This is a genomic window from Clostridium fessum (genome assembly GCF_027698965.1).
Classification (GTDB): domain Bacteria; phylum Bacillota; class Clostridia; order Lachnospirales; family Lachnospiraceae; genus Otoolea; species Otoolea fessa.
In genome coordinates, this window is the sequence record NZ_JAQEQF010000001.1 from 114,315 (window position 1) to 136,793 (window position 22,479).

Annotated in this window: 19 protein-coding genes; 5 read left to right on the plus strand and 14 right to left on the minus strand. The window is 48.1% G+C overall.

Translation table 11 applies throughout. The features are described from left to right. Window positions 1–2: 2 nt before the first annotated feature. The 4 genes from PG862_RS00440 to PG862_RS00455 are packed head-to-tail and all read right to left on the minus strand — an operon-like array spanning window position 3 to window position 4,143. A complete protein-coding gene (locus PG862_RS00440) occupies window positions 3–1,136 on the minus strand; it encodes a Gfo/Idh/MocA family protein (protein ID WP_118522173.1) in 1,134 nt (377 codons plus the stop codon). A 46-nt stretch (window positions 1,137–1,182) separates the two neighbouring features. Continuing rightward, on the minus strand, window positions 1,183–2,043 hold the full coding sequence (locus PG862_RS00445; protein ID WP_118522174.1) for a sugar phosphate isomerase/epimerase family protein: 861 nt from the start codon (window positions 2,041–2,043) through the stop codon (window positions 1,183–1,185). A 26-nt stretch (window positions 2,044–2,069) separates the two neighbouring features. Further along, window positions 2,070–2,726: a fructose-6-phosphate aldolase gene (gene fsa / locus PG862_RS00450; RefSeq protein WP_118522250.1), complete on the minus strand. Its 657-nt coding sequence runs from the start codon at window positions 2,724–2,726 to the stop codon at window positions 2,070–2,072. 31 nt (window positions 2,727–2,757) lie between these two features. Beyond that, window positions 2,758–4,143 (minus strand): MFS transporter, encoded by a 1,386-nt coding sequence (locus PG862_RS00455; RefSeq protein ID WP_118522175.1) that lies wholly within the window; start codon window positions 4,141–4,143, stop codon window positions 2,758–2,760. 437 nt (window positions 4,144–4,580) lie between these two features. Here PG862_RS00455 and PG862_RS00460 point away from each other — a divergent pair, with 437 nt between their 5' ends. Together PG862_RS00460 and PG862_RS00465 are read left to right on the plus strand one after the other, a co-directional pair. Then, a complete protein-coding gene (locus PG862_RS00460; protein ID WP_270706183.1) occupies window positions 4,581–5,498 on the plus strand; it encodes a helix-turn-helix transcriptional regulator in 918 nt (305 codons plus the stop codon). 144 nt (window positions 5,499–5,642) lie between these two features. Next, window positions 5,643–6,986: an MATE family efflux transporter gene (locus tag PG862_RS00465; protein WP_270706184.1), complete on the plus strand. Its 1,344-nt coding sequence runs from the start codon at window positions 5,643–5,645 to the stop codon at window positions 6,984–6,986. Between the two features lie 170 nt (window positions 6,987–7,156). On the opposite strand, the gene PG862_RS00470 is transcribed toward PG862_RS00465, so the two are convergent. Both PG862_RS00470 and PG862_RS00475 read right to left on the minus strand, forming a co-directional pair. Then, the gene (locus PG862_RS00470; protein ID WP_270706185.1) at window positions 7,157–11,149 is read right to left on the minus strand and encodes a glycosyltransferase; all 3,993 of its coding nucleotides are present in this window, start codon (window positions 11,147–11,149) and stop codon (window positions 7,157–7,159) included. Between the two features lie 16 nt (window positions 11,150–11,165). After that, entirely contained in the window at window positions 11,166–12,746 is a 1,581-nt protein-coding gene (locus PG862_RS00475; protein WP_117796861.1) for an ABC transporter ATP-binding protein, read from the minus strand. Window positions 12,747–12,945: 199 nt separating this feature from the next. On the opposite strand from PG862_RS00475, the gene PG862_RS00480 reads away from it, so the two are divergent. The 3 genes from PG862_RS00480 (at window position 12,946) to PG862_RS14325 (ending at window position 15,334) form a co-directional block, all read left to right on the plus strand. Next, on the plus strand, window positions 12,946–13,410 hold the full coding sequence (locus PG862_RS00480) for a methylglyoxal synthase (RefSeq protein ID WP_117796860.1): 465 nt from the start codon (window positions 12,946–12,948) through the stop codon (window positions 13,408–13,410). Window positions 13,411–13,497: 87 nt separating this feature from the next. After that, window positions 13,498–14,811, plus strand: a complete 1,314-nt coding sequence (locus PG862_RS00485; protein ID WP_118637832.1) for an MATE family efflux transporter — start codon at window positions 13,498–13,500, stop codon at window positions 14,809–14,811. Window positions 14,812–14,908: 97 nt separating this feature from the next. Continuing rightward, window positions 14,909–15,334: a hypothetical protein gene (locus PG862_RS14325; RefSeq protein WP_309403200.1), complete on the plus strand. Its 426-nt coding sequence runs from the start codon at window positions 14,909–14,911 to the stop codon at window positions 15,332–15,334. Between the two features lie 48 nt (window positions 15,335–15,382). Here PG862_RS14325 and PG862_RS00495 read toward each other — a convergent pair whose 3' ends face one another. From PG862_RS00495 to PG862_RS00530, 8 genes are all read right to left on the minus strand, one after another. Further along, the gene (locus PG862_RS00495) at window positions 15,383–15,589 is read right to left on the minus strand and encodes a hypothetical protein (protein ID WP_107000704.1); all 207 of its coding nucleotides are present in this window, start codon (window positions 15,587–15,589) and stop codon (window positions 15,383–15,385) included. A 436-nt stretch (window positions 15,590–16,025) separates the two neighbouring features. Next, on the minus strand, window positions 16,026–16,304 hold the full coding sequence (locus PG862_RS00500; protein WP_107000705.1) for a helix-turn-helix domain-containing protein: 279 nt from the start codon (window positions 16,302–16,304) through the stop codon (window positions 16,026–16,028). Between the two features lie 17 nt (window positions 16,305–16,321). Continuing rightward, window positions 16,322–17,452 (minus strand): type II toxin-antitoxin system HipA family toxin, encoded by a 1,131-nt coding sequence (locus PG862_RS00505; protein ID WP_107000706.1) that lies wholly within the window; start codon window positions 17,450–17,452, stop codon window positions 16,322–16,324. A gap of 364 nt (window positions 17,453–17,816) precedes the next feature. Beyond that, window positions 17,817–18,953, minus strand: coding sequence for an alginate O-acetyltransferase AlgX-related protein (locus tag PG862_RS00510; protein WP_182448400.1), 1,137 nt, complete (start codon window positions 18,951–18,953; stop codon window positions 17,817–17,819). Between the two features lie 116 nt (window positions 18,954–19,069). Beyond that, window positions 19,070–20,476, minus strand: coding sequence for an MBOAT family O-acyltransferase (locus PG862_RS00515; RefSeq protein ID WP_118469204.1), 1,407 nt, complete (start codon window positions 20,474–20,476; stop codon window positions 19,070–19,072). A 137-nt stretch (window positions 20,477–20,613) separates the two neighbouring features. Continuing rightward, window positions 20,614–21,429, minus strand: coding sequence for an ABC transporter permease (locus PG862_RS00520; RefSeq protein ID WP_022360049.1), 816 nt, complete (start codon window positions 21,427–21,429; stop codon window positions 20,614–20,616). A gap of 18 nt (window positions 21,430–21,447) precedes the next feature. Continuing rightward, on the minus strand, window positions 21,448–22,002 hold the full coding sequence (gene rfbC, locus PG862_RS00525; protein WP_022360048.1) for a dTDP-4-dehydrorhamnose 3,5-epimerase: 555 nt from the start codon (window positions 22,000–22,002) through the stop codon (window positions 21,448–21,450). Window positions 22,003–22,092: 90 nt separating this feature from the next. Beyond that, window positions 22,093–22,476, minus strand: coding sequence for a DUF2304 domain-containing protein (locus PG862_RS00530; RefSeq protein WP_107000709.1), 384 nt, complete (start codon window positions 22,474–22,476; stop codon window positions 22,093–22,095). Window positions 22,477–22,479 lie beyond the last annotated feature (3 nt).

The following is a 22,479-nucleotide window of genomic DNA, read 5'->3' on the forward strand; positions in this document are numbered from 1 at the left end:
TCTTATTCTACTTCTACCCATTTCGAATCATTGTCGCCGCTCTTCATAACTGCATGAACGAATTTAACGCCCGATACACCAGTTTCAACATCCGGGAAGTCCAGATCGTCCGCTGTAAGCGGTTCACCATTTTTACGTTTGATCAGATAATTGATAATATTTTTATAAATATTAGCTTCCGCAACGTAGTATCCTTCCGGATGTCCGAACGGGAGACGGAAATGACGTTTTTCTTCATCTGAGAAATAACTACCTCCACGTGTCAAAACCTGTGTTGCCTCTCCATATTTATGGAAGATAACCTCATCCGGGCGAATCTGCTGCCACTCTAAGCCCCCCTTTGTTCCATATACACGGAATACCATTTCATTAGATTTACCACATGCCACCTGGCAGAACCAATAGGAACCATGGACACCATTCTCATATTCCACCAGAATATTGTCATTGAAATCCAATTTTTTTCCAAAACGGTCAACCGTAGCTGCTACTTTTTTAATTTTCAGTCCTGTAACATAATGAACCAGATGTTCAATGTGGGTACCGTCATCCGCACAGGTGTTGGAAATGCCGGAAAGTTTCGGATCCGAACGCCAGATCTTACTGTTAATCTGGGAATCTTCATGAAGCACATTTAAGAAACAGCCCGCCGTGTACTCTGCATTGATAGAAACGATATCTCCCAGTTCGCCTCTCGCTACCATTTCTTTCATTACCTTTACCATCGGATAACCCGAATAGCAGTAGTTCACTGCAAAAAGAAGGTCTTTCTCTTTTGCCAATGCAGCCAGTTCCTCTGCTTCTGCCACTTCAAAGCACAGCGGTTTTTCGCACATAACGCCGATTCCATGCTCCAGAAAGCACTTTGCAATTTCATAATGCACAAAATTCGGCGTACAAATTGCCACAAAATCAATTTTACCGGCCTCTGCCTCTGCCATTTTTTTGTAATCGAAATAGATTCGCGATTTGTCCACGTTATAATAATCCGCGCATTCTACGTTCAGCTCATCAATCGCTGAAAAACATCCGCACACCAGCTCTGCTCTCGGATCAAACGCCAGTCCCTTACGATGCACTTCACCAATCAGTGCTTTCAGATCGCCACCTACCATTCCATACTGAACCTGTTTCATGTTCTCATCCTCTCTTTCTTTCATTTATATTTTCAGAGCATTAAGATCAGCTCTTTTTCATCGGTTTTTTCCTGCCGGATCCCCATGCCGGTGCTCCGTGCTTCTCTTCTCCCGCATATTCAAATCCACAAATTTTCATTGCCTGCTCAACCGCTGCAAATGTATTTTTCTCTGGGAAAAATTCAAGACACGCAGTTCCCTGAAAACCTCTTTCCCTCAGTTCATTCATCAGATAACTATAATTAATCTCCCCGGTTCCCGGTTCATGGCGGTCCGGTGCATCTGCAATATGTACATACGGTACAATATCCAGATTCCGAATTACATTTTCAAGTAAATCTCCATGCATCAGCTGCATATGGAAGAAGTCGCACAGCAGACGGATCTTCGGGGAATTTACGGTTCTTACAATCTCTGCTCCCTGGCTTGTATCCGTAATGGCCATTCCGCCATCCGCTCCATGGTTATGGAGCGGCTCCAGCAGAAGTGTAATGCCTTCTTTTTTGAGAATCGGTGCCAGCAGTCCCAGTGTTTCCTTGATATTGGCAACTTCCTCCTGCCAGCTGTATATATTTCTCAAATCTGAGCTTTTCCCATTTTCAAAATGATTGGAGAATGCAATCAGGGAATCACACTCCAGATAATGAGCCGTTTCGATGGAACGTTTTACCCACTCAATATACTCGCTGCGTTTCCTTCCGTCGCAAAGAGAATAATCCTGCTGACCACTGAAAGCAGTCACCTTTACTCCCTGATCTTCGCATAGTTCACGAATCCGCTTCACATCACGGTCTGCCCAGCTCCAGAACTCAATTCCGGAAATCCCTGCTTTACGAATCAGCGGAATTTTCTCATAAATATCCTTTCCCGGAAAAAGCGGTTCTATATTTGCTGCATATGTAATCATATTTCTCTCCTTTCCATCCGCTGCTTTTACTCTCCAAACACAGCCTGATAATCTTTCTGAAATTTGATAATTCCTGCATCTGTCAGCGGATGTGCCAGCATCTGCTTCAGCACACCATACGGTACAGTTGCAATGTCCGCGCCTGCCAGCGCGCATTCTGTCACATGAATCGGGTTACGGATGCTTGCCGCAATGATTCTGGTGCGTATTTCCGGATAATTTTTAAACATTTCTGCAATCGTCCGGATCAGTTCCGTTCCGTGCTCCGAAATATCATCCAAGCGTCCTAAGAACGGAGATACATAAGTTGCCCCCGCTTTTGCCGCCAGAAGCGCCTGATTCGCAGTAAACACAAGCGTCACGTTCGTCTTGATGCCTTCTGCCGCTAACGTCTTCACCGCTTTTAATCCCTCTCCTGTCATCGGAATTTTTACGACCATATTCGGATGAATCGCTGCTATCGCCCGGCCTTCTTTAACCATTTCTGCTGCCTGCGTTGTGGTTGCTTTTACTTCACCACTGATCGGACCATCTACAATCGAAACAATCTCACGAATTACTTCATTAAAATCTCGTCCTTCTTTTGCTATCAGGGACGGATTAGTCGTAACCCCACAGATAATTCCCATGTCATTTGCTTCCCGTATCTCCTCTACTTTTGCTGTATCGATAAATAAATCCATGTCCCATCTCTCCGTTTCTTCTTCCATTTTCCTACAGTTCCGCTGCTTCCTGTCTGGTCGAACCAAGGCGCCAGCGTCCTTCTGCCAGCTCGCTTTCTACATAAGCATATTCTTTATCCAGATGATAGAAGAAAAGCAATACTGCAATCCCTCCCCAGGCAATAAACGGAACCATCAGATACAGATTCTGAATTGCCGCCACTGCCGACTCCGGCACGCTTGCCGCCAGCCCATCAAATCCTGCATGTGACATTACAAATCCACAAACCGCATTTGTCAGGCCACCACCCAGCTTATAACCAACTGCTGATGCACAATAGCAAAGTCCTTCATTCCGGATACCTGTATACCAGTGTCCGTATTCAACCGTATCTGCCAGAAGTCCATAAATCAGTGCGCCTACAGTTCCTCCGCCTAATCCCCGTACAATCAGTCCAACCGTCAGGGTCGTCAGATTGTACGGCTGTGCTGCCATAATCGCCGCACCGGCTAAAAATAATACACTTCCTGCTATTGAACAGTTTCTCTTTCCCAACTTCTTTACGAATGGAGCCACTAAAACAACCGATAAAATAAGTGGAATCTTTTCTGCCAGTGTCAAAAGTGTTACCCTCTCATTATTTCCCAGCGCGTACTGTGCATAATAGGAAACCATCATTCCATTCAGCGAGAAATACATTCCCCAGAGAATGAATACTCCTGCAATAATCAGCCAATAACGGTTTTTAAATAACGCTCCGATGCTCTTTCCAACCGGCACCGCCGTATCTGCTACCGCTGTCGGATCCTCGGATACCTGTTCCTTACAGTTCAGAAAGCAGATGAATAAAAGAATCATTGAAATAATTGCATATCCAATGGAAATCATAATCCATGCTCTCTGATCGCCCCCCAGACGATTTGCCATCGGAAGTGTAAAGGCCGTTACAACAACTGCACCTATCGGTGCGATACACATACGGTACATATTCAGAACGGTACGTTCATTCTGGCTGGTTGTCATCAGCACGGCCATTGCACCATATGGTAAGTTCAAAGCTGTATAAACGATCGTTACAGCAAAATTATATGTAATAAATACATATATAGCCTGTGCCATCGCGCTTGCATGCGCCGGAACCATAAACATCAGCACCGCTGCAGCGCCAAACGGAATAATCATCCGCAGCACCCAGACTCTTGCTTTTCCATATTTTGATTTCGTCCTGTCTACAATTACTCCCATAATTGCATCGCTGAATCCATCAAACATTCTGGAAAGCAAAAGAATCGTTCCAACAACCGCCGCTGACATTCCCACAATGTTGGTATAAAAATAGGACGCCATATTCGCAGTTGCTGCAAATAATATGTTGCACGCCAGATCTCCGAATGAATACGACAATCGGGTTTTAAATGATAATTTTTTCTCCTCCAATTTTAAATCTCCTTCCCCGTTTCCAGATTTTCCCCAAAATCTGTATCTCTTTCATTTTTCCATCCCCATTTTCAATAATAGTAAAATAGTCTCTTGATTTTGATAGAATAGTCCCCGATAGAACTCTTATGAATCTGGCCTATCATTTTTACCTTTTCGGTATTTCGTCCTTCATTTTTTCCAGTCACAAGCAATTCCATTGTCATTCTACACAAAAACAACCAATTTATATTGTATTTTCAAGGACCATATTGACATTTTGTCTATATTCAGCTTATACTGATTCACAAACCATTTTTTATTTCTGGCATTATTTTACCCTAAGCAGGTTGCATGCTGCAATCTCAATTCTCTCATGTTTTGGTAATATAATTTCATCTTCCATGAGAAAGCAAGAATTATCCCATTCAACACCTGATGAAAGGAGATTTTGAATTATGATCAATCAGGAAGTAATTGTAAATCAGCAGCTTCAGGAACGTATCCACTATGATAATCCGGACTTTCCGCTTGCCCGTTTTATCGACGAAATGGATTATTTTGTAGATGGGGAATTTCTCTGTCACTGGCACCCAGAATTTGAATTAGCAATTATTTTAAAAGGCGGGATTGAATATCAGGTAGATCAGCAGGTTTTCCGCCTGCATCAGGGAGAGGGAATCTTTATTACTTCACGGGCCCTTCATTCTGCCCGACAATTAATTCCAGGATCCATCATTTTCAATATCGAATTTCCTGCTTCGCTCTTTCATACGATTGGTACCTCATTTCTGTACCAGAACTATTTCAACCCATCTTCCCTGAAAAAAATGGGCAGCTGGAAAATCCTCCCTGAAAATGAAGAAGGAAGTGAAATTCTTGAACGCCTTATGCACATCCACCGCTCCGATCCAGATAAATACGCCTATGAGCTTCTGTGCATGGAAGACATTTTACACATATGGCGTAATCTTCTGGTTCTATTGCATCGGTCCTTCCTGGTTCCTACTGACAATGATGAATTCATACGCGAACACCGCATGAGAAAAATGGTGAGCTATATCCAATCGCACTTTGAACAGCCCCTTACCATTGACGATATCGCCGGTGCCGCCAGTATCAGCCGCAGCGAATGTTTCCGATGCTTTTCCGGTTTCTGTCAGGTTTCGCCCATTGAGTACCTGAACCGCTACCGCCTTCAGAATGCAGCCCAGAAACTCTCTGGCAGTACTGCCAGTATCTCCGACATTTCTTTTCAATGTGGATTTAGCAGTATCAGCTATTTTGGCAAAGCATTCCGTAAAATGTACGGCTTATCTCCCTCTGAATATCGTCAGAAGAAGAAAAATGCCGTCTCAACCTCATTGAACGCATGAAGCTTTTCCCTTTCATCGCAGATATTTGCGGAACTTGCAACGATTTGTTGATTTTTTGGCATGATTCGACGAATTTTTTTATTTGGCAGACACTCTGTTCCGTGCTACAATCTTAGTTATAAATTGGGATTTGGAGGAATGCTTATGGCACGTGATATGACAAAAGGAAATATAACCGGACACCTGATTGCCTACGCGGTTCCGCTTGTTTTTGGAAATTTATTTCAACAGCTCTACCACACGGTCGATTCGGTGGTTGTCGGACAATTTTACGGAAAAGAAGCATTGGCGGCAGTCGGTGCGGCAGGTCCGATCATGAATATCCTGACTTTTCTGATTGTGGGACTGTCACTCGGCGCATCGATTTTAATGGCAAGCTACTTTGGTGCAAAAGATTACCAGGATTTGAAGGATGAATTTGCGACCTCTGTACTCTCCGGACTGCTTTTAACCATCGTACTCTCCGGAATCTCACTGGCGGGAAGCCGCCTGTTTATCCGCCTGACGCAGACGCCGGAAGAAATCTCAGCACAGGCGTCCTTGTATTTGCAGATTATCTCGCTGGGTCTTATTTTTACCTTTTTTTACAATATTTTCTCCGCCGCCCTGCGCGCGATCGGAGATTCCAGAGCGCCGCTCTATGTCCTGATCCTGACTACTATTGTCAATGTATTTCTGGATGTATTCCTGGTTGGCATCTGCCGCCTCGGTGTTCCCGGTGCGGCAATCGCTACAATCATCTCGCAGGCAGTCTCTGCGCTCGCCCTCTTTGTCTATATCTGGTCGAAGGTGCCGCTCTTACGGCTCGGCATCCGGGATCTGAAACTGAAAACCTCGATGCTCAAAAAAACGATCGATTTCAGCTCCATTTCCGCCGTCCAGCAGACGATTCTCTACGTCGGCCGCCTGCTCGTCCAGTCCGGCGTCAATGCGCTCGGTGTCGATGCAGTTGCCGCTTTTAATGCCGTCTCCATCATCGACAGCTACGTGCTCGCCCCGGGCGACAGCCTCGCGGCATCTATCACGACGTTCTCCGCACAGAACCTCGGCGCGAAAGAGTATGACCGGATTCCGAAAGGGCTTCGGAAAATGCTGGTGATTGCAGAAATTTATATTATTTTGACAGCGGTGGTCGTGCTGTTCTGCCGTCACCCGCTGCTCGGCATTTTCTTGAAGCCGAATGAAACGGAGGCGCTGCGTCAGGGCATGTCCTATCTGGTGCCGATGGCTAGCTTTTACTTCATCAGTGGTATCACCAATACCTTTCAGGGATATTACCGGGGAATCGGGCACCTGATGATCACCCTGTTCGCGACTCTGGTGCAGATTCCGATCCGCGTTGTGATCAGTTATGCGCTGTTTGGACGGCTGGGAATTCAGGCTGTAGCGATTGGTACGACGATTGGATGGGCTTGTATGGTGGTATTTGAGCTTTTGATGTATCGGAGGTATGGACGGGTGGAAGCGCTGCGGAAGAACGATCGGTAATATAGAGTGCTCTACCCGGTAGTACAGGAAAGAGCCTGCAGCATACCGGCGTAGCTAGCTCTTTCCTTCCTTGGATAACTTTAAATTACCCTTACGCAAGAAAACGATCAGAAGCACATTCCCCTGATCGTTTTCTTTATTATATATAATTTTCTATCTTTTACTATTTTTTATTCAAAATCTTCCTTAATCACATCCCAAGCCGCATCAATACTGAAATGCTCGCGGATATAAACCTGCGTTTTCTCTGCCAGGTCTTCCAGGCGTTTTTCGTCTTTGTAGAGTTCTACGACTGTCTCGGCAAACTCGTCCGGCTGATCCTTGACGAGGAGAACTTTTTCTACATCCGGGATTCCCTCGCTGCCGACGGAGGTGGTGACGATGGGGGCGCCGTTATAGATGGCTTCTACCACCTTGCCCTTAACACCTGCGCCGTAGCGGAGCGGTACCACTACAATCCGGCAGTTCCGGTACAGGTCTGCCAGTTCTTCTTCACTTACAAAACCTTTGACGATGATGCCGTTTCCAGGCTGTTCCAGTGCTTTGATCTCGTCGGTTACTTTGGAACCTACGATGTAGAAGTTGACCTTGATCTGTTCCCGGATCTTCGGGAATACTTCTTTCGCGAACCAGAGCACCGCGTCTGCGTTCGGCGGATGCGCGAAACCGCCGACAAACAGGAGTCCTTCCCGTTTGGCGAAGTCTTTATTCAGATTCTGCAAAAACTCCTCATAGACATATGCCGTGATCGCCTTGACCGGGATCGTCTCATCAACGGCGTGGATCGCCTCTTCTTCGACGTAGGACGGATAATAGGACACCGCCACTTTGTGGAAGAGTGAAAACTCGATCGATTTCCAATATTCGGATTCCTGACGCTTCTTCACATCGCCGGTCAGCTCATACTCGCGGAACTCACGCATAAAATGAAGGTCGTGACCGTAGTAAATCATCTTGATATCCGTGTGTTCTTTGATAAAATCCACATACTTCGTCGCGATATGCGGGCGGTTCAGATATGCCACGTGGATATCTTTTCCATTTTTCACCAGCCAGTCCCAGATACCGGTCAGGTATTCCTGTCCGTAGAGAACCTCGATTCCCATCTGCTGCAGCGTAGACGTATACGGTTCCTCATGGAGGTAATTATCTCCGATAAATTTAACAACATACCCCTTTTTCAGGAACATTTTCAGGTACTGGAACGTTGTCTTGGAACCGGCATCTTTGTCAAAGGTCGGCACATAGTGATCGATCACGACAATGATCTTTTTGCCCATGCTGCGCTCGCGTGCGCGGAATGGATTCGGATTGCCGGTGTTGACGCACTGGTTCTTAAATTCTTCTTTCCATTTTTCTTTGAGCTTCTCGCTGTTTTCCACCTGATACCGTTTCAGACCGGTTCCGTTGACATCCGTTCCGTTGGAAATGCCTTCGAAATGGATGACCTTGGATTTTGGCTGGTAAACGACGCGGTAGCCCGCTTTCCGCACCTCAAATGCCAGATCCGAATCCTCGCAGTATGCCGGGGCAAACCGCTCGTCGAAACCGCCGATCTGCTTCCAGAGTGCGGTGGATAAAAGAATCGCTGCGCCGGAAATATAGTCTACATCCTTGACGTAGTTATATTCTGCCTTATCCGGATCGTCGAGGCGGCCGTAATTCCAGCCGGAACCATCGCTCCAGATGATGCCGCCCGCCTCCTGTAAACGCCCATCCGGATATACCAGCTTAGAACCTACCATACCGATGGTGGAATCAGATTCAATCAAATTTACCAGGGAGCTTAGCCAGCCTTCTGTTACCTGGGTATCGTTGTTTAAAAACATCACGTATTTGCCGCGCGCCGCCTTCGCCGCCTGGTTGCAGTTGCGCAAGAAGCCCTGGTTCGTCTGGTTACGGCAGATCACCAGGTTATCGGCAAACTCTGCCAGATGCTCGGTGGCATCGGTTGAAACGTCATCTGCGATGATAACCTCATAGCTCACATCCTTCGTATGCTCCAGAATCGACTGCAGGCATAGATAAGTATAGTGAATCTGGTTGTATACCGGAATTACGATGGAAACCGTCGGATTTTCTTCCTTCGGAAGGTGGATTTTTCCGTAAGTCAGATACTCCTCACCTATCTCAAAATCACCTTTGATAAGGTTCTTTCCTTCCTCGGTGGTGTACATCTTCATCATTTTGCCCGGATGAAGAATTGTGCGTTTCCAGTAGCCGAGCTTCTTGCGGCGTACCGTGCCCTTTGGATAGCACCGGTTAAATGCCTGTCCGAGCTTGCGGCGCACCTTGAAAATGACCGCCTCATGACCATTTAAGTAGGTCAGCGTCTTGCCAAGCTCTGCATTTTCATGGCGCAGATCAGAAATGATAACGTCCAGATTCGCCACGTGGTTATTCGTCAGGCGCTGTACCTCCTGCACTTTGCGGAGTGCCGTATCTTTTTCCGAATTTTCTGCCCGGAGCGCATCCAGACGTTCGTTTGCCCTTGCAAGTTCTCCGTCCACATGGGAAAGATCGGCTAATGTCTTCGTCTTTACCATGTAATCTTCCTGGTAAGTGCGCTGGTTTTCCCCGTGCACGTACTCCTGGAAGCCGCGTTCCATCGCCTCGTAAAGCGAAAGCAGCTTCTCATCCGCCTTCACATACTCCGGGAACTGTCCGATAAATTCCCGCTCGGCCTGACCGCCCAACAGACTCTTATAACGGCGGTAGAAATAAACCAGTGTCCTGTATTTCACAAAACCAGCCGGAACCGGGAATAAGAAGACCCACTCATAGTCGATCGCATAAGTTCCGTCCGCCGTCACCAGCATATTTTCAAAAAGGGCGTCAATGTTGGAGGCGCTGCAGCTCTCGTCCGCAAGAACTGCCCCTAAAGAAGCCCATCCGCCGCCATTTTCTGTCTCTTTATCCCGATAGGAATCCAGCTCGCCCAGCGCATTAAATACCTTGATAAATTCCGGTGTCACCGCAAATGGTTTGCGTTCCTCCGGGCGGATGCTGTAGATCTCATCCATCGCAGCCCGGATCGCGGAAACCTCCGCATCCGCGCCCTGGGCAGTCAGAATTTCTCCCAGAAGTTCCGCCCGCGTTTTTCCCTCTAAATACGGAAATACCGCTGTCATTCCCTCGTCCTGAAGCTCCGGTTTTGCCAGTTTCAGGGACGGATTCTGACGGTCAAGCACCTGATATTTTTCTTCGAAGGACTGGATGTGCGCCTTTCCCTCCGGATAGAGCGCCGTCTTCCAGACCTCGCGGGTTCCATTCTTTTCACGGATCTCTGTCCGGATCTGGAAGCGGTCTTCGCGGGTGCGGTTGTATTTCACATAGATAACGTCCTGTGAAGCATTCTCAGCTTCCGGCGCAGCCTGTCTCTGCCAAAAAACCAGAAATGCATTCGCAAATTCCGGGAACCGTCCGTCTTCGCAGGCTGCATCGAGCGCCGCCCCCATATCCATCAGCATATACTGCGGACAGTCATAGACCGGTAACACACCGGTCAGATCGCCTTTTTTCGGCAGATAGGCATCTGAAAAAATCTCTCCCGCCGTCCGGTAATCCGGCATCGGATAGTAAAATTCCCCGCCCGGAAGCAGCTGCTTCATTTCGTTCCAGGAAAGTGCGCCCGTCTCCCGCTCTGCGCCTGCCATGTATTTCACGCCAAACCAGTTGGAAGCCGCCGCAATTAAGGTTCCATGAGCAGAAAGAAGCTGTTTTGCGGCTGTCATCTGTGCCGCGCGTCCCGCTTTATCTGCCGCCGTCAACCCCCCGATCAGCATTACATATCCATATGTCCCGCCACGCTTTTCCGCTTTCATCGCATACGTCTCCACATCCGCACAGACATAGCGGATCTTCGCCGCCAGCTCGGGATCTGTCTGGAAGCGGCGGCGTACTACCTCCAGATTTTCTTCGGAAGCATCCAGCACCGTTACCGACGATAAACGTCTGGCAAGCAGCCCTGTCAGCGCGCCCGCGTCCGCCCCGATCTGCAGCGCCTGCTGTTCCGGGTCAAATTGGCACCAGTCCAACAGGTTTTCCCGCAAATCTGCCAGTGCGTACAGATAGGAAAGCTTCTTATTTTCCCGCAGCGCCTGGCGCCGGTCACTGCCGTATTTATCAAACAGAGCAATCAGCTCCTGATTGATTTTTTTCATCTTATTTCTCCTTTTATCATGCCTGCAGATCTTCCTGTGCCGCCTCATCCGCACTAAGCGACTCCGCCTGCTTCGCTGCCTCTCCGGCCGGCGATAACCTGACCGCTACATCCGGCTCCATGTCGTAGACACCGACCGTGTTCTTATTAGAAATAACGGTAATATTTGCCACATCGTAGAGACGGTGGTACACCACGTGCTCGCCGCCTTCAAATCCGGTACAGCTCATGGACAGCAGGTATTCGCCGCCCTGCAGAGTCATCTTCTGCGTAAACGCGACATCGTAAATATCGCCCTCCTTGACCGGATGGACATCCGTTCCCTCAAACAGGGTGTTCGTGCCGGTCAGGTCGGTTCCTTTCTTATCCTTGATCGTATAAGTAAAGATCGGTGCCTGAATCGGTGCATTGAAACGGATGCGCTCGCGGATGGTAAACTCTTCGCCTTTTAAGAGCAGGTTAGTGATATTGCCGCGCGCGTCCACCAGTCCCAGATCGAAGATCTGCGCCCTTCCGTCGCCGTACTCCTCGCGGTTTGCGTTGATCGTCAGCTTGTCGCGCATTAAGCCCGGCTTTTTCGCCGTTTCTCCGTTCAAAGCAGCCGGATTTCCGGTGCCGTCCGATGCTGAAGCGACTCCATTTTCTGCGGTGCCATCCACTGCCCCGGAGCCGTTTATATTTCCGGCATCGTTATTTCCAGCCTCATTTCCAGATGCACCATTCTCCGCACTTCCGGCTCCTGCTTTCTCCGCTTTTACTACCTTGTCCCCGGAAAAATCGTTCATCACTTCCAGCTCGGCGCGCAGCGCGTCCATCTGTCCTGCCAGAATCTTTTTGTAGAGATCGACCATCTTGCCCGCCGAACCCTGTGCGATAAATTCTCCCTTATTGAGCAGCACTACCTTATCGCAGTATTTGATGATACTTCCCATATCATGGGTTACCATGATGATCGTCGTGCCGTTTTTGCGGATCTCCTCCATGCGGCGGTAGCACTTGGACTGGAAAAAGACATCCCCGACCGAGAGCGCCTCATCAACGATCAGGATCTCCGGCTCGACGTTGATCGCAAGCGCAAATGCCAGACGCACGAACATACCGCTCGAGTACGTCTTGACCGGCTGATAGACGAAATCGCCAATCTCGGCAAAATCGAGAATCTCCGGCAGCTTTGCATCCATCTCTTTTTTGGTATATCCCATCATAGTACCGTTCATATAGATATTTTCGATACCGGTGTAGTCCTGGTTAAATCCGGCTCCCAGCTCCAGCAGCGCCGAAATTTTGCCGCGCACCGTCACCTCGCCGGTCGTCGGCGTGAGAACGCCGGTAATGATCTTAAGGATCGTCGATTTACCCGAACCATTCGTACCGATGATGCCGACCGTCTGACCTTTTTCAACCGTAAAGGAAAGATCGCTCAACGCGTAGAAATCCTTGTGGTATTCTTTATGGCTGACGCTCAGCGATTCTTTCAGCCGGTCGATCGGTTTATCATACAGCCTGTATATCTTGGTCACATTTTTCACTTCGACCGCGTACTTCTCTGCGTTCTCCGCCTCTTGTGCCCCTGTGTTTGTTGTATTTTCAGCAGACATATATCTTTTTCGTTCCTCCTGTTCCACTATTCTCGTAGTATAGCATGTTTTCTATGTTTCTTGCAATTCCTGTACGCAGAAAAACACACCTCTTTCTATGTACTCACGAAAAACATTCGTATTTTTTTGTGAAATGTTTTGTATTTTCTTGACAATATCCAGATGCTATGCAAAAATCATGGCAAAGGAGGATGATTCTATGGATTTTTTAACAATGACAATTCGAAAACAAAAAAATATTGCACTCATCGCACACGACAATAAAAAACGTGAACTCATCGACTGGTGTGAGGCGAACAAAGAGATCCTCAAAAAACATTTCTTATGCGGAACCGGCACAACCGCCCGCATGATTACGGAATATACCGGGCTTCCGGTCAAGGGCTATAACAGCGGTCCTCTGGGCGGCGACCAGCAGATCGGTGCAAAAGTCGTCGAGGGACAGGTTGATTTTATCATCTTCTTCTCCGATCCCCTGACCGCCCAGCCGCACGATCCGGATGTCAAGGCGCTTCTTCGAATCGCCCAGGTTTACGATATCCCGATCGCCAACAATAAAGCGACTGCCGATTTTATGATTACCTCGCCGCTGATGGATGAGGAGTATGAGCATGACATCATCAACTTCCATCAGAATATTAAAGAGCGGGCCAAGAAGCTGTAAAAAAACACATTCTCCCTTGTATTTATTTCCATTCTTCGGTACAATGGTCGTTACCGTTTATGAGAATACATACAAGGGAGATTTTTTATGTTACAGAAATTTTTTAAATACATTTTCCAAAGCATGGCGGGCATGCTGGGAATTTCCGTCTACATCCTCGCAGACACCTATTTTATCTCGGTCTACTCCGGTGCAGATGGTCTGGCGGTCTTAAATCTGATTTTACCGGTTTACGGACTGATCTATGCGATTGGAGCAATGATCGGGATCGGATCGGCGACCCGTTATGCGATCGACCGTGCGCAGGGCAAAAACGCCAGCTTCTATTTTCTCTCCGCCGTAACCTGGGATATTCTCATCAGCATTCCGCTGGTGCTGGCAGGCATTTTCATCCCGGATAAAATCTTGCAGCTTCTCGGCGCAGACGCGGGGCTGACCGCGCTCGGAAAGCAGTATCTCCGCATTATTCTGGCTGCCTCGCCTTTTTTTATGTCCAACTACGCATTCACGGCGTTTGCGCGCAATGACAGCGCTCCGGCGATCGCGATGCTCGGCTCCATCGCCGGAAGTATGTTCAACATCGTGTTTGACTACATCTTCATGTTTCCGGCAGGTCTGGGACTGACCGGCGCGGCGTTAGCGACGGCATTCTGCCCGCTTGTGACGATGAGCATCTGCGGCACGCACTACCTGGGAAAACACAATCAGGTCGGATTCCGTTTTCGCGCTCCATCCCTGCGCCACCTGATCGCCTGCTGCCAGCTCGGCGTATCCGCCTTTGTCGGCGAAATATCCTCCGCCGTGATCGCGATCGTCTTTAATTTCCTGCTTCTGGGACTCGCCGGAAATGTCGGTGTCGCCGCTTACGGCGTCACTGCCAATCTCTCCGTCGTTGCCATGTGCCTGTTCAACGGACTCGCGCAGGGCACGCAGCCGCTCATCAGCGAAAGCTACGGAAAAGGCGATCACACGCAGAGCCGCCAGTTCCTGACCTGGGGCGTCATCGCCTGCCTGATCGTGGAAGCGATCATTCTGGTGCTGACCTGGAGCATGACCGATCCACTGATCCAGATCTTCAACCAGGAGCAGAACGCCGAACTTCTGCATTACGCCCACAGCGGGCTCCGGCTGTATTTCCTGGGCTTTCTCTTTGCTGGCATCAACATCCTGCTGGTTGCCTATTTTTCCGCCGTCGCGCAGCCAAAACCAGCCATCGCCGGTTCTCTGCTGCGCGGGGCCGTCGCTATCATCCCCTGCGCTGTCACACTGGCGCGCCTGTTTGGGCTGAACGGCGTCTGGCTGTCTTTCCTGGCGTCGGAAATGATCACTTTCTTCGCTATTTTGCTGCTGGCAAGGCTGGGACATACTTCCAAAGAATCACATAATTTTAAAAAAATTTAATTTTTTCTCAAAAAATATTTGACACTTTACATCATCGTAGTATATTGATGAAAAATCGAACACACCAAAACCGTTGAAGCGGAGATCAAAGCAGCATATGCGCGCACAGAGAGTCCGGGAGGCTGAGAACCGGGTCGAGATGCAGGCTGCCCAATGGACCGCTGATGGCGCAGCCAAAAACTGGATATATTTTCAGCCTAGTACTCTGCGACGTAGGGCTTATGTTAGTTGCCGGAGATATGCAGGTATCTCGCAAAGCGCATGGAATCACTCCATGAATCAAGGTGGCACCGGCGTCCGGAGTGAGATCACGACCGATATCGGCGCGATGGTAAATCTGATAAAAGAAGAAAGCGATATCCCGTGTGCCGTATGTGGCAGAATACGTGAAATCAATGAAAAACGCGATTCGGTAAAAAAAAGAAAACCGTCTGTAAAAGAATCTTTCATTCTTTCTCAGACGGTTTTCTTTTTCTGGCTTCAGAAGCCTTGTTCTGTCGTAAATGCTTTAGGTTGGTGGTAACTCATCCAATTCTGCCGGATGGTTATAAGCTTGCGAGCAGATTATCCATTACATTTCGCACAGAAACTCTTTTTCTACTTCTGCCTCAGACTCGGTATAACCTAACTGTGCAGCTAAACGATGTACCAGTACCGGCATTGCTTCCTGCTCTAAGGACTCGGAAACTACATGCTTTTCTGCTGGTGTGTTGTAATATGCCTGATATAAATTCTCCTGATATAAACCGTTATTGAATGTTCTTGTTGCTTTCATCATGATAATTACCTCCATCAAATAAAATTATATTTTTTCATATGATAGGCGGAAATCCATTGCAATATTCTTATGATACTATTACGATATCCGTCTGTGAAAATCTCTTGTTTCTTTCGATGGCAATAATATAACACTGTCAAACAAAAAGTACCATCCCCGGAAGTGGTATAAACTTATAAGTCATTTGCAATTATATAAACATAAGTTAATATATGTAATAAGTACCAATTTTGACACCCTGACTATGTACAAAAGTTACAAAAACAGCCATACTTGAAATATAAACAAAAACGTCCGGCGGCGATTTGCGGATTTGTGCATCCCGCCTAAAAAAGAATGTACCTTGGCTCATTCGGGCGTCTCGCGCGGTCGCCTGCGAACGGTTCTGGCAGGGCTACGCGGATGGGTGCTGCCTACACAATGCGTGAACGGTGGCTTAACGGGATTCGCGGATTACCTCCTCAATATTTTTGTACGGAACCCGCGTAAAAAGCCCCCGCAGCTCTTCCGCCAAATCCAGTGCCATCGCGATTTTTGTGAGTGACAAAAGGGAAATCTGCCCCGTCGCCTCAAATCGCTTAATTGAGCCATAACTCACCCCACTCATGTCCGCCAGTCTCTGCTGTGAAATAGCGCGGCGTTTCCGGATGTTACGCAGCCGTGATGCCAGTTTCTGATCCAGTTCATCTGCAGTTTCCCAGATAAGTGCTTCCATATTGCTCTCCTGCCTCTCTAAAGATAATGACCTAACATGTCCTGCACACATGTACGAATCTGTTTTATCATTTCCATGCATCTCGTTTTTTTCATTCCGGCTGCAAGCCCAACTGCAAGCAGCTCCTTCTCACCCGGATTTCGTCCATTGCCATCTACGCTGGTCGTATGTTCCCCATAATATGTGTTGCTGTACGTCAGATCATACGCTGGTCCCAGGCGCCATTGCTCTTCCTCCTCCCGATATATATAAGTAAAATTCTTTGAATGATCATCCCGGTTGTGGGCAAACACATTAAAACACATACGGCGGAACATGTTTTCTATATCTTCTGCCTTCCCATTCGTCAATATTTTCGTTAATTTCATCAATTGATGGTAATCCAGACTTGGCTGTTCAAAATCCAGTTCTAATAACGCCGCTGCCGTCAGCATATGAACCCGCTTTACCATCCCATTTTCTATTTCCCGATCAAATCGTCTGGTTCCAAAATATCCTTTGCATCGCCTTGAGGGAAACAATCTCGATTCACTCATGACAATTCCGCACTGTTTTGCACAGCACGCATAGTCATACTCCATCTTCCCTGCATCTTTTCCATCTATATGTGCCGGAAATTTAATCAGCCAGTCCTCTCCCTGAATCTGCGTCATGATTTTTGGGCGCGCACCTCCGCTTGTACCGCCCAGCCGGTACAGTTCATCCAGTTTGTCCGAGTATTCGGTATTTAATATTTTCTGGCAGGCCTCCGCAAGTTCGTCCAGATTATCATTTTTCTCCTCAACCGAAAGTTCCCGCTGCGGACGATAGGTCAACGCCCCCATCCCAGATCTTCCCACAACCGCCAGCCGGTCTAACACTGTCCAATCGTCTGGCTGCTGCTTATGCGCCAGCAAAAGACGCCGCAAAAGCAGGCGCCCCCACGCATCTGGCAGGCTATCCGCAAACACCCCAAACAAACCTTCAAAATAATCCTTATTTGGAATAAACACCTGCTTTTTCAAAGGCAGTGAAAACGGACTGATCGAAAATCCCTCTTCCAGCCATGCATCATCATACTCAAATGCCACCTTGTGATTCGCTGTTAATGCAAGAGTTCCTACCAGTCTGTCTTCATACATAACCTGAAGTTTCTTTCCTGTCTCCATCCGCCCTATCCTTTCTCCTTTATTATCCCATAAACACAAACTTTGGGGAAATTCTATTTTAATTTTTTCCATTTAAATCATGGATAATATATTATCTATTAATGCTATATTTTATTTGTTTTGTATAATATATTATCCATTTATTTTAATCTATCCACCCCTGATTTTCAAGCCTTCTACCTTCGCTTTTCAAAATTTCCCTCTTTACATCCTCTTCCATTTTTTTATAATAACCCTCGCGCAACAAAATATGGAATCAAGAGGCATAAAAAAAGAATCACCCGAACTAGCACTTTACGAGTGATTCTTTTTATTTAGTTTTAAAAAAACTTTGCAGCCCCCTTCCGCCCGGACATCCGGCACCTTACCCGTCCTTCTCCGGCACCTCATCCCGCCAGACAACCGGCTCCACATCCTCAAACAGCTCCTGGTTGCGCTCGACCGTCAGATAGACAAAATCATCCGGCTGGTACTCATCCAGAAGCGCCTCCGTGTATGTGTCAAAGGTCGCAAACACCGTTTTCCGGTACAGCTTCGGCATAAAATATTTAAGGTTCTGGCTAAAGGAATCGCCTACCACCAGAAGTGTTTTATCATTCGGCGAATCCGACTCAAATACTGCAAAGCTGTTGTCCTCGTTCATATCCACCGTCGTAGCCGTCACCTCCGGCAGATAATTCTGAATCACATATTCGGTATCGTCGCTGTACTCTGCTGCCATATTAAGCATCCGCGCCAGGTCTCCGGACGCCGGTCCTGCCGCCTCAATCGAGACTGCACTGAGCGGTGTCGAGGTTCCAAGCAAAGTCTGTGCAATCTGCTGGCTTCCGATAAAAGAGCCGATCTGGTTCCAGTGCGTATCATATTTGTAATAAAGCTGATACGTGTCCGCCTCTTTCAGAAGCTCCGGCTTCATGTCATACACCGGAAGTCCCTGCGCCGCAAGCTCCGGGAGCGCCGCATCCAGACGCGACTCACTTCCGTATACCCGGACCGAATCCGGCATATATTCCGCATAGACACTTTCCTTGTTGGGTGCCTCAAACATCACAAACCGGATGCCGCGCTCTTTCATTTTCTCGTTTACCGAGGTAATCGCGTCCGCCAGCGCTGTTTTCTCATCCGCCGTATAGAGATTTGTCCGCTGATAATCCGCCAGCGCATCCTCGCCGTCCTCCGAAACGGTGTAAAACAGCCAGTTTTCTTTTCCGACCGTCACATCCGAAATCGAGCTTTCATTTAAAAGCTCCAGATCCAGCTTTGTCTTCGCCTTGACAAACAGATTTTTAAACGGAACATGGTCGTTGTAATACGCTTCAAATTCCGTCGGAATATTGTCAAAATTGGCAGCCGACAGTTCCGGAAAGGATGCCAATTCCCTGTTTTCATAATTCTGCTGGTCCAGATGGCTCCTGACCGCCGGATAGACAAGCGTCGGCAGCACCAGGCTCGCCACAAAGGAACCAATCAGAAGTATTTTTGTCCCTGTCTCTCGATTCATATCTCTCGTTTTCTTCTCCCTGCATGAATCCATCTTTCTGTACTTTCACGCCCTGCCGCCCATGCTTTCATTTTTATGTTCTCATTGCACAGGCAAGCATGCTTTCTACACTGCTTTTAAAAACGGAAATAAATAAATGGATTGTATGTATTGTTGACAAGCAGCAAAATGGAAAACCACAGGATCGCCATGTAGCCGATCCAGCTTGTGACCGTCACCGAGCCATCCTGCGCCAGCACGCGCCCTTTCCATTTCATCCAGAACCACTGCACCGGACCGCATGCCAGCAGCGCCGCCGCCAGAAACATCCAGAGTTTCCGGTTCATGTAGCGCTCCATCAAAACGACTGCGCTGTGCGGCACAAACATATACCGAATAAAGGAAAATGCCTGCCCGATCGTGTCCGCGCGGAAGAAAATCCAGCCGATCAGCACGACAAACACCGCATAGATATGCGCCAACGGCCGGAATTTCTCCTGCTTCAGCCATTTTCCCAGAAAACAGCGCTCCAGCACGTTGAAAAAGCCATGGTAAATGCCCCAGAAAATGAACGTCCAGCCCGCTCCGTGCCAGATGCCGGTCAGCAGAAAGACCGTCCAAAGGTTGACATACGTCCGCGCCGTGCCCCTCCTGTTTCCGCCGAGCGGAATGTACACGTACTCTTTAAACCAGCTGGAGAGGGAAATATGCCATTTCCGCCAGAAATCCTGGATCGAAGTCGCTGTGTACGGCAGCCGGAAGTTTTCAATAAATGTAAAGCCAAACATTTTTCCAAGCCCAATCGCCATGTCCGAATAGCCGGAAAAATCGAAATAAATCTGCAGCATATAGAGAAGCGCCGTCAGCCAGAGCATCGCCTGGCTCACATCCGCCGCCTGATACGCGTAGACCGCGTCCACCACCTCGGCAAAGGTATTTGCCAGGATGACCTTCTTTCCCAGACCGAAAATAAAGCGTTTCACGCCGTAAGAAAAGCCCTCCAGCGTGACGGTCCGGTTTTCGATCTGCTCCTCGATGTCATGGTATTTCACGATGGGTCCCGCTATGAGCTGCGGGAAGAAGGAAATATAAAGCATCATGTTGAGCGGATTTTTCTGCGCCTGATTTTCGCCCCGGTACACATCCACCACGTAGGAAAGCGCCTGGAAGGTATAGAAGGAAATTCCGATCGGCAGCGTCACCTGAATCGCCGGAAGCGCTATATCAAACCCGCGAAGCAGCGGATTCAGCACCTCGGCGAGGAAATTGTAATATTTAAAATAGCCGAGGATCAGAAGATTGAGCGTCACGCAGAGCGCCAAAAGCCATCTCTTTTTCCCGAATTTCTCCACCAGACGCCCGAAACCGTAGTTGAGCAGAACCGAAAAAATCATGAGCACCACATACCGCGGTTCGCCCCAGGCATAGAAAAAGAGGCTGAATACGGTCAGGATGCCGTTTTTGAACGGTTTGGGGCTCACGTAGTAGAGGAGCAGGATGCAGGGGAGAAGAACCCATAGGAAGATGATTGAACTGAAAACCATTTTATGTAAACTCCTATTGATAAGTTGTCGCAGAAGGGAGCTGCCGGAGGCGGCACTGGCAGCTTCTCAGATTATCGTTGTTCGCATCTCGATAATCCAATAGCCGTCAACACCATCTACAGCAGCTCCCTTCCCATCTACAGTACGTCTGAGAAATGGGGACGAAGTTTTTTGAATACCTTCAGTCCTATTATCATCAAAATAAATGTTACCACCCAGAAATAAATCGTCATCGTCGGCCGCTCGAAGAACCAGCTTCCCGTAAGCATGCTGTCGCGGTAGCCTGCGGCGATGTAGTAGAATGGGTTAAGCTTGAATACCCACTCCAGCCAGGATGCGCGGCTGGTGAAGATTGCCTCGTCGTACATGATCGGGGTCAGCCACATGCCGAACTGGAGGCAGATGCCGACGATCTGCGCCATATCTTTAAAGAACACCTGCACGGCGCTGGTAAAATAGGTAAGCGCCAGTCCAAGCATCGACGCCGCAAAGGAATAGTATAACACCTGAATCCAGGTTGCAGACGGCATACGCCCGTCAATCAGGTACAGCCCCGCCATAATGATCAGGAAGCAGGCATGTACCAGGAAACAGGAGATAAGCTTGATAACCGGAAGCATCTCCACCTGGAATACTACCTTTTTAACCAGATAATGGTACTCCTGCAGGCAGTTTGTGCCCGTATTTAAAATCTCGCTGAAATAAAACCACGGGATGATACCCGGCGTCAGCCAGATGACATAGGTCGCCCCCGGAACCGGCGGCGCATTTTTCATGCCATGTTCACCGAAGATGAACGCATAGATCGCGATCGTAACCATCGGCTGAATAAACATCCAGACAATTCCAAAGTACGAGCCGACAAAGCGCTTGCGGAAATCCGCCTTGGCAAGCTCGGTGACCAATTTTCTTTTTCCTATCAGTTCCCGAAACAGGGAAATCAGTTCCCGCATTCTATCCTAACTCCATTCTTAAAATTTGAATGCATCCCGGAAGCCGCCCCATTTCTGGTCTTTCTCCGAAATAATCAACTCCATGCCTTCCTCGATCGGCCACTCAACGCCAATCTCCGGATCGTTCCATGCCATACCGCCCTCATCGCCAGGATGATAAAAATCGGTACATTTGTATGCAAATTCTGCCTCATCGGACAGTACCAGGAAGCCGTGTGCAAATCCTTCCGGAATGTAGAACTGCTTCTTGTTCTCCGCGGAAAGAACCACGCCAAACCATTTTCCGTAGGTCTCAGAACCAGTACGAAGGTCTACCGCCACATCAAATACGGTACCGCGCACTGCACGCACCAGCTTGCCCTGCGGATACTGTTTCTGGTAATGAAGTCCGCGCAGAACGCCCTTGACAGACATAGACTGGTTGTCCTGTACAAATACCATGTCGAGTCCCGCCTCATGGAAATCGTTCTGATTGTATGTCTCCATAAAATAACCGCGCTCGTCCTTGAAAACAGTCGGTTCGATTACATAAAGTCCCTTGATGTCACATGGTGTTACTTTAATCTTTCCCATTTTTCTATCTCCTTCTTATGCAGGTATTTCAATTCATTTTTCAATACGTAACTGGCATCATCCTTTTCGGCTGTGCCATCTTTAACTATATCATTCGTTTTTCTGGCTGACAACCTTTTTTACAGATGTTTGTGCCTCTTTCCCCCGCTCATTTTCATCCAGCGCAATCTTCTGCGCCAGATCCTTGACCTTCGTCTCCAGCTGCGACTGTTTGATCGACATATGGAACATTTTCACAATCAGAAGGAAAATAACCGCCAGATAGATAAAATTGGCAGTCGTGTACGTTCCCGCCAGCTCCGCCAAAAGATCCGGCAGCCCCGGAAAGATACTGAACACAATGAGAATGGACGAGAATCCCAGCCAGAAAATCGAATCCTCGATCTGGAGTTTTGACTGCCGGATCTTCCGCATAATCATAAAGGTTGTCAGGATCGACACGACGATCAGGACAACTCTGAGTGTTGGCGTCATGGC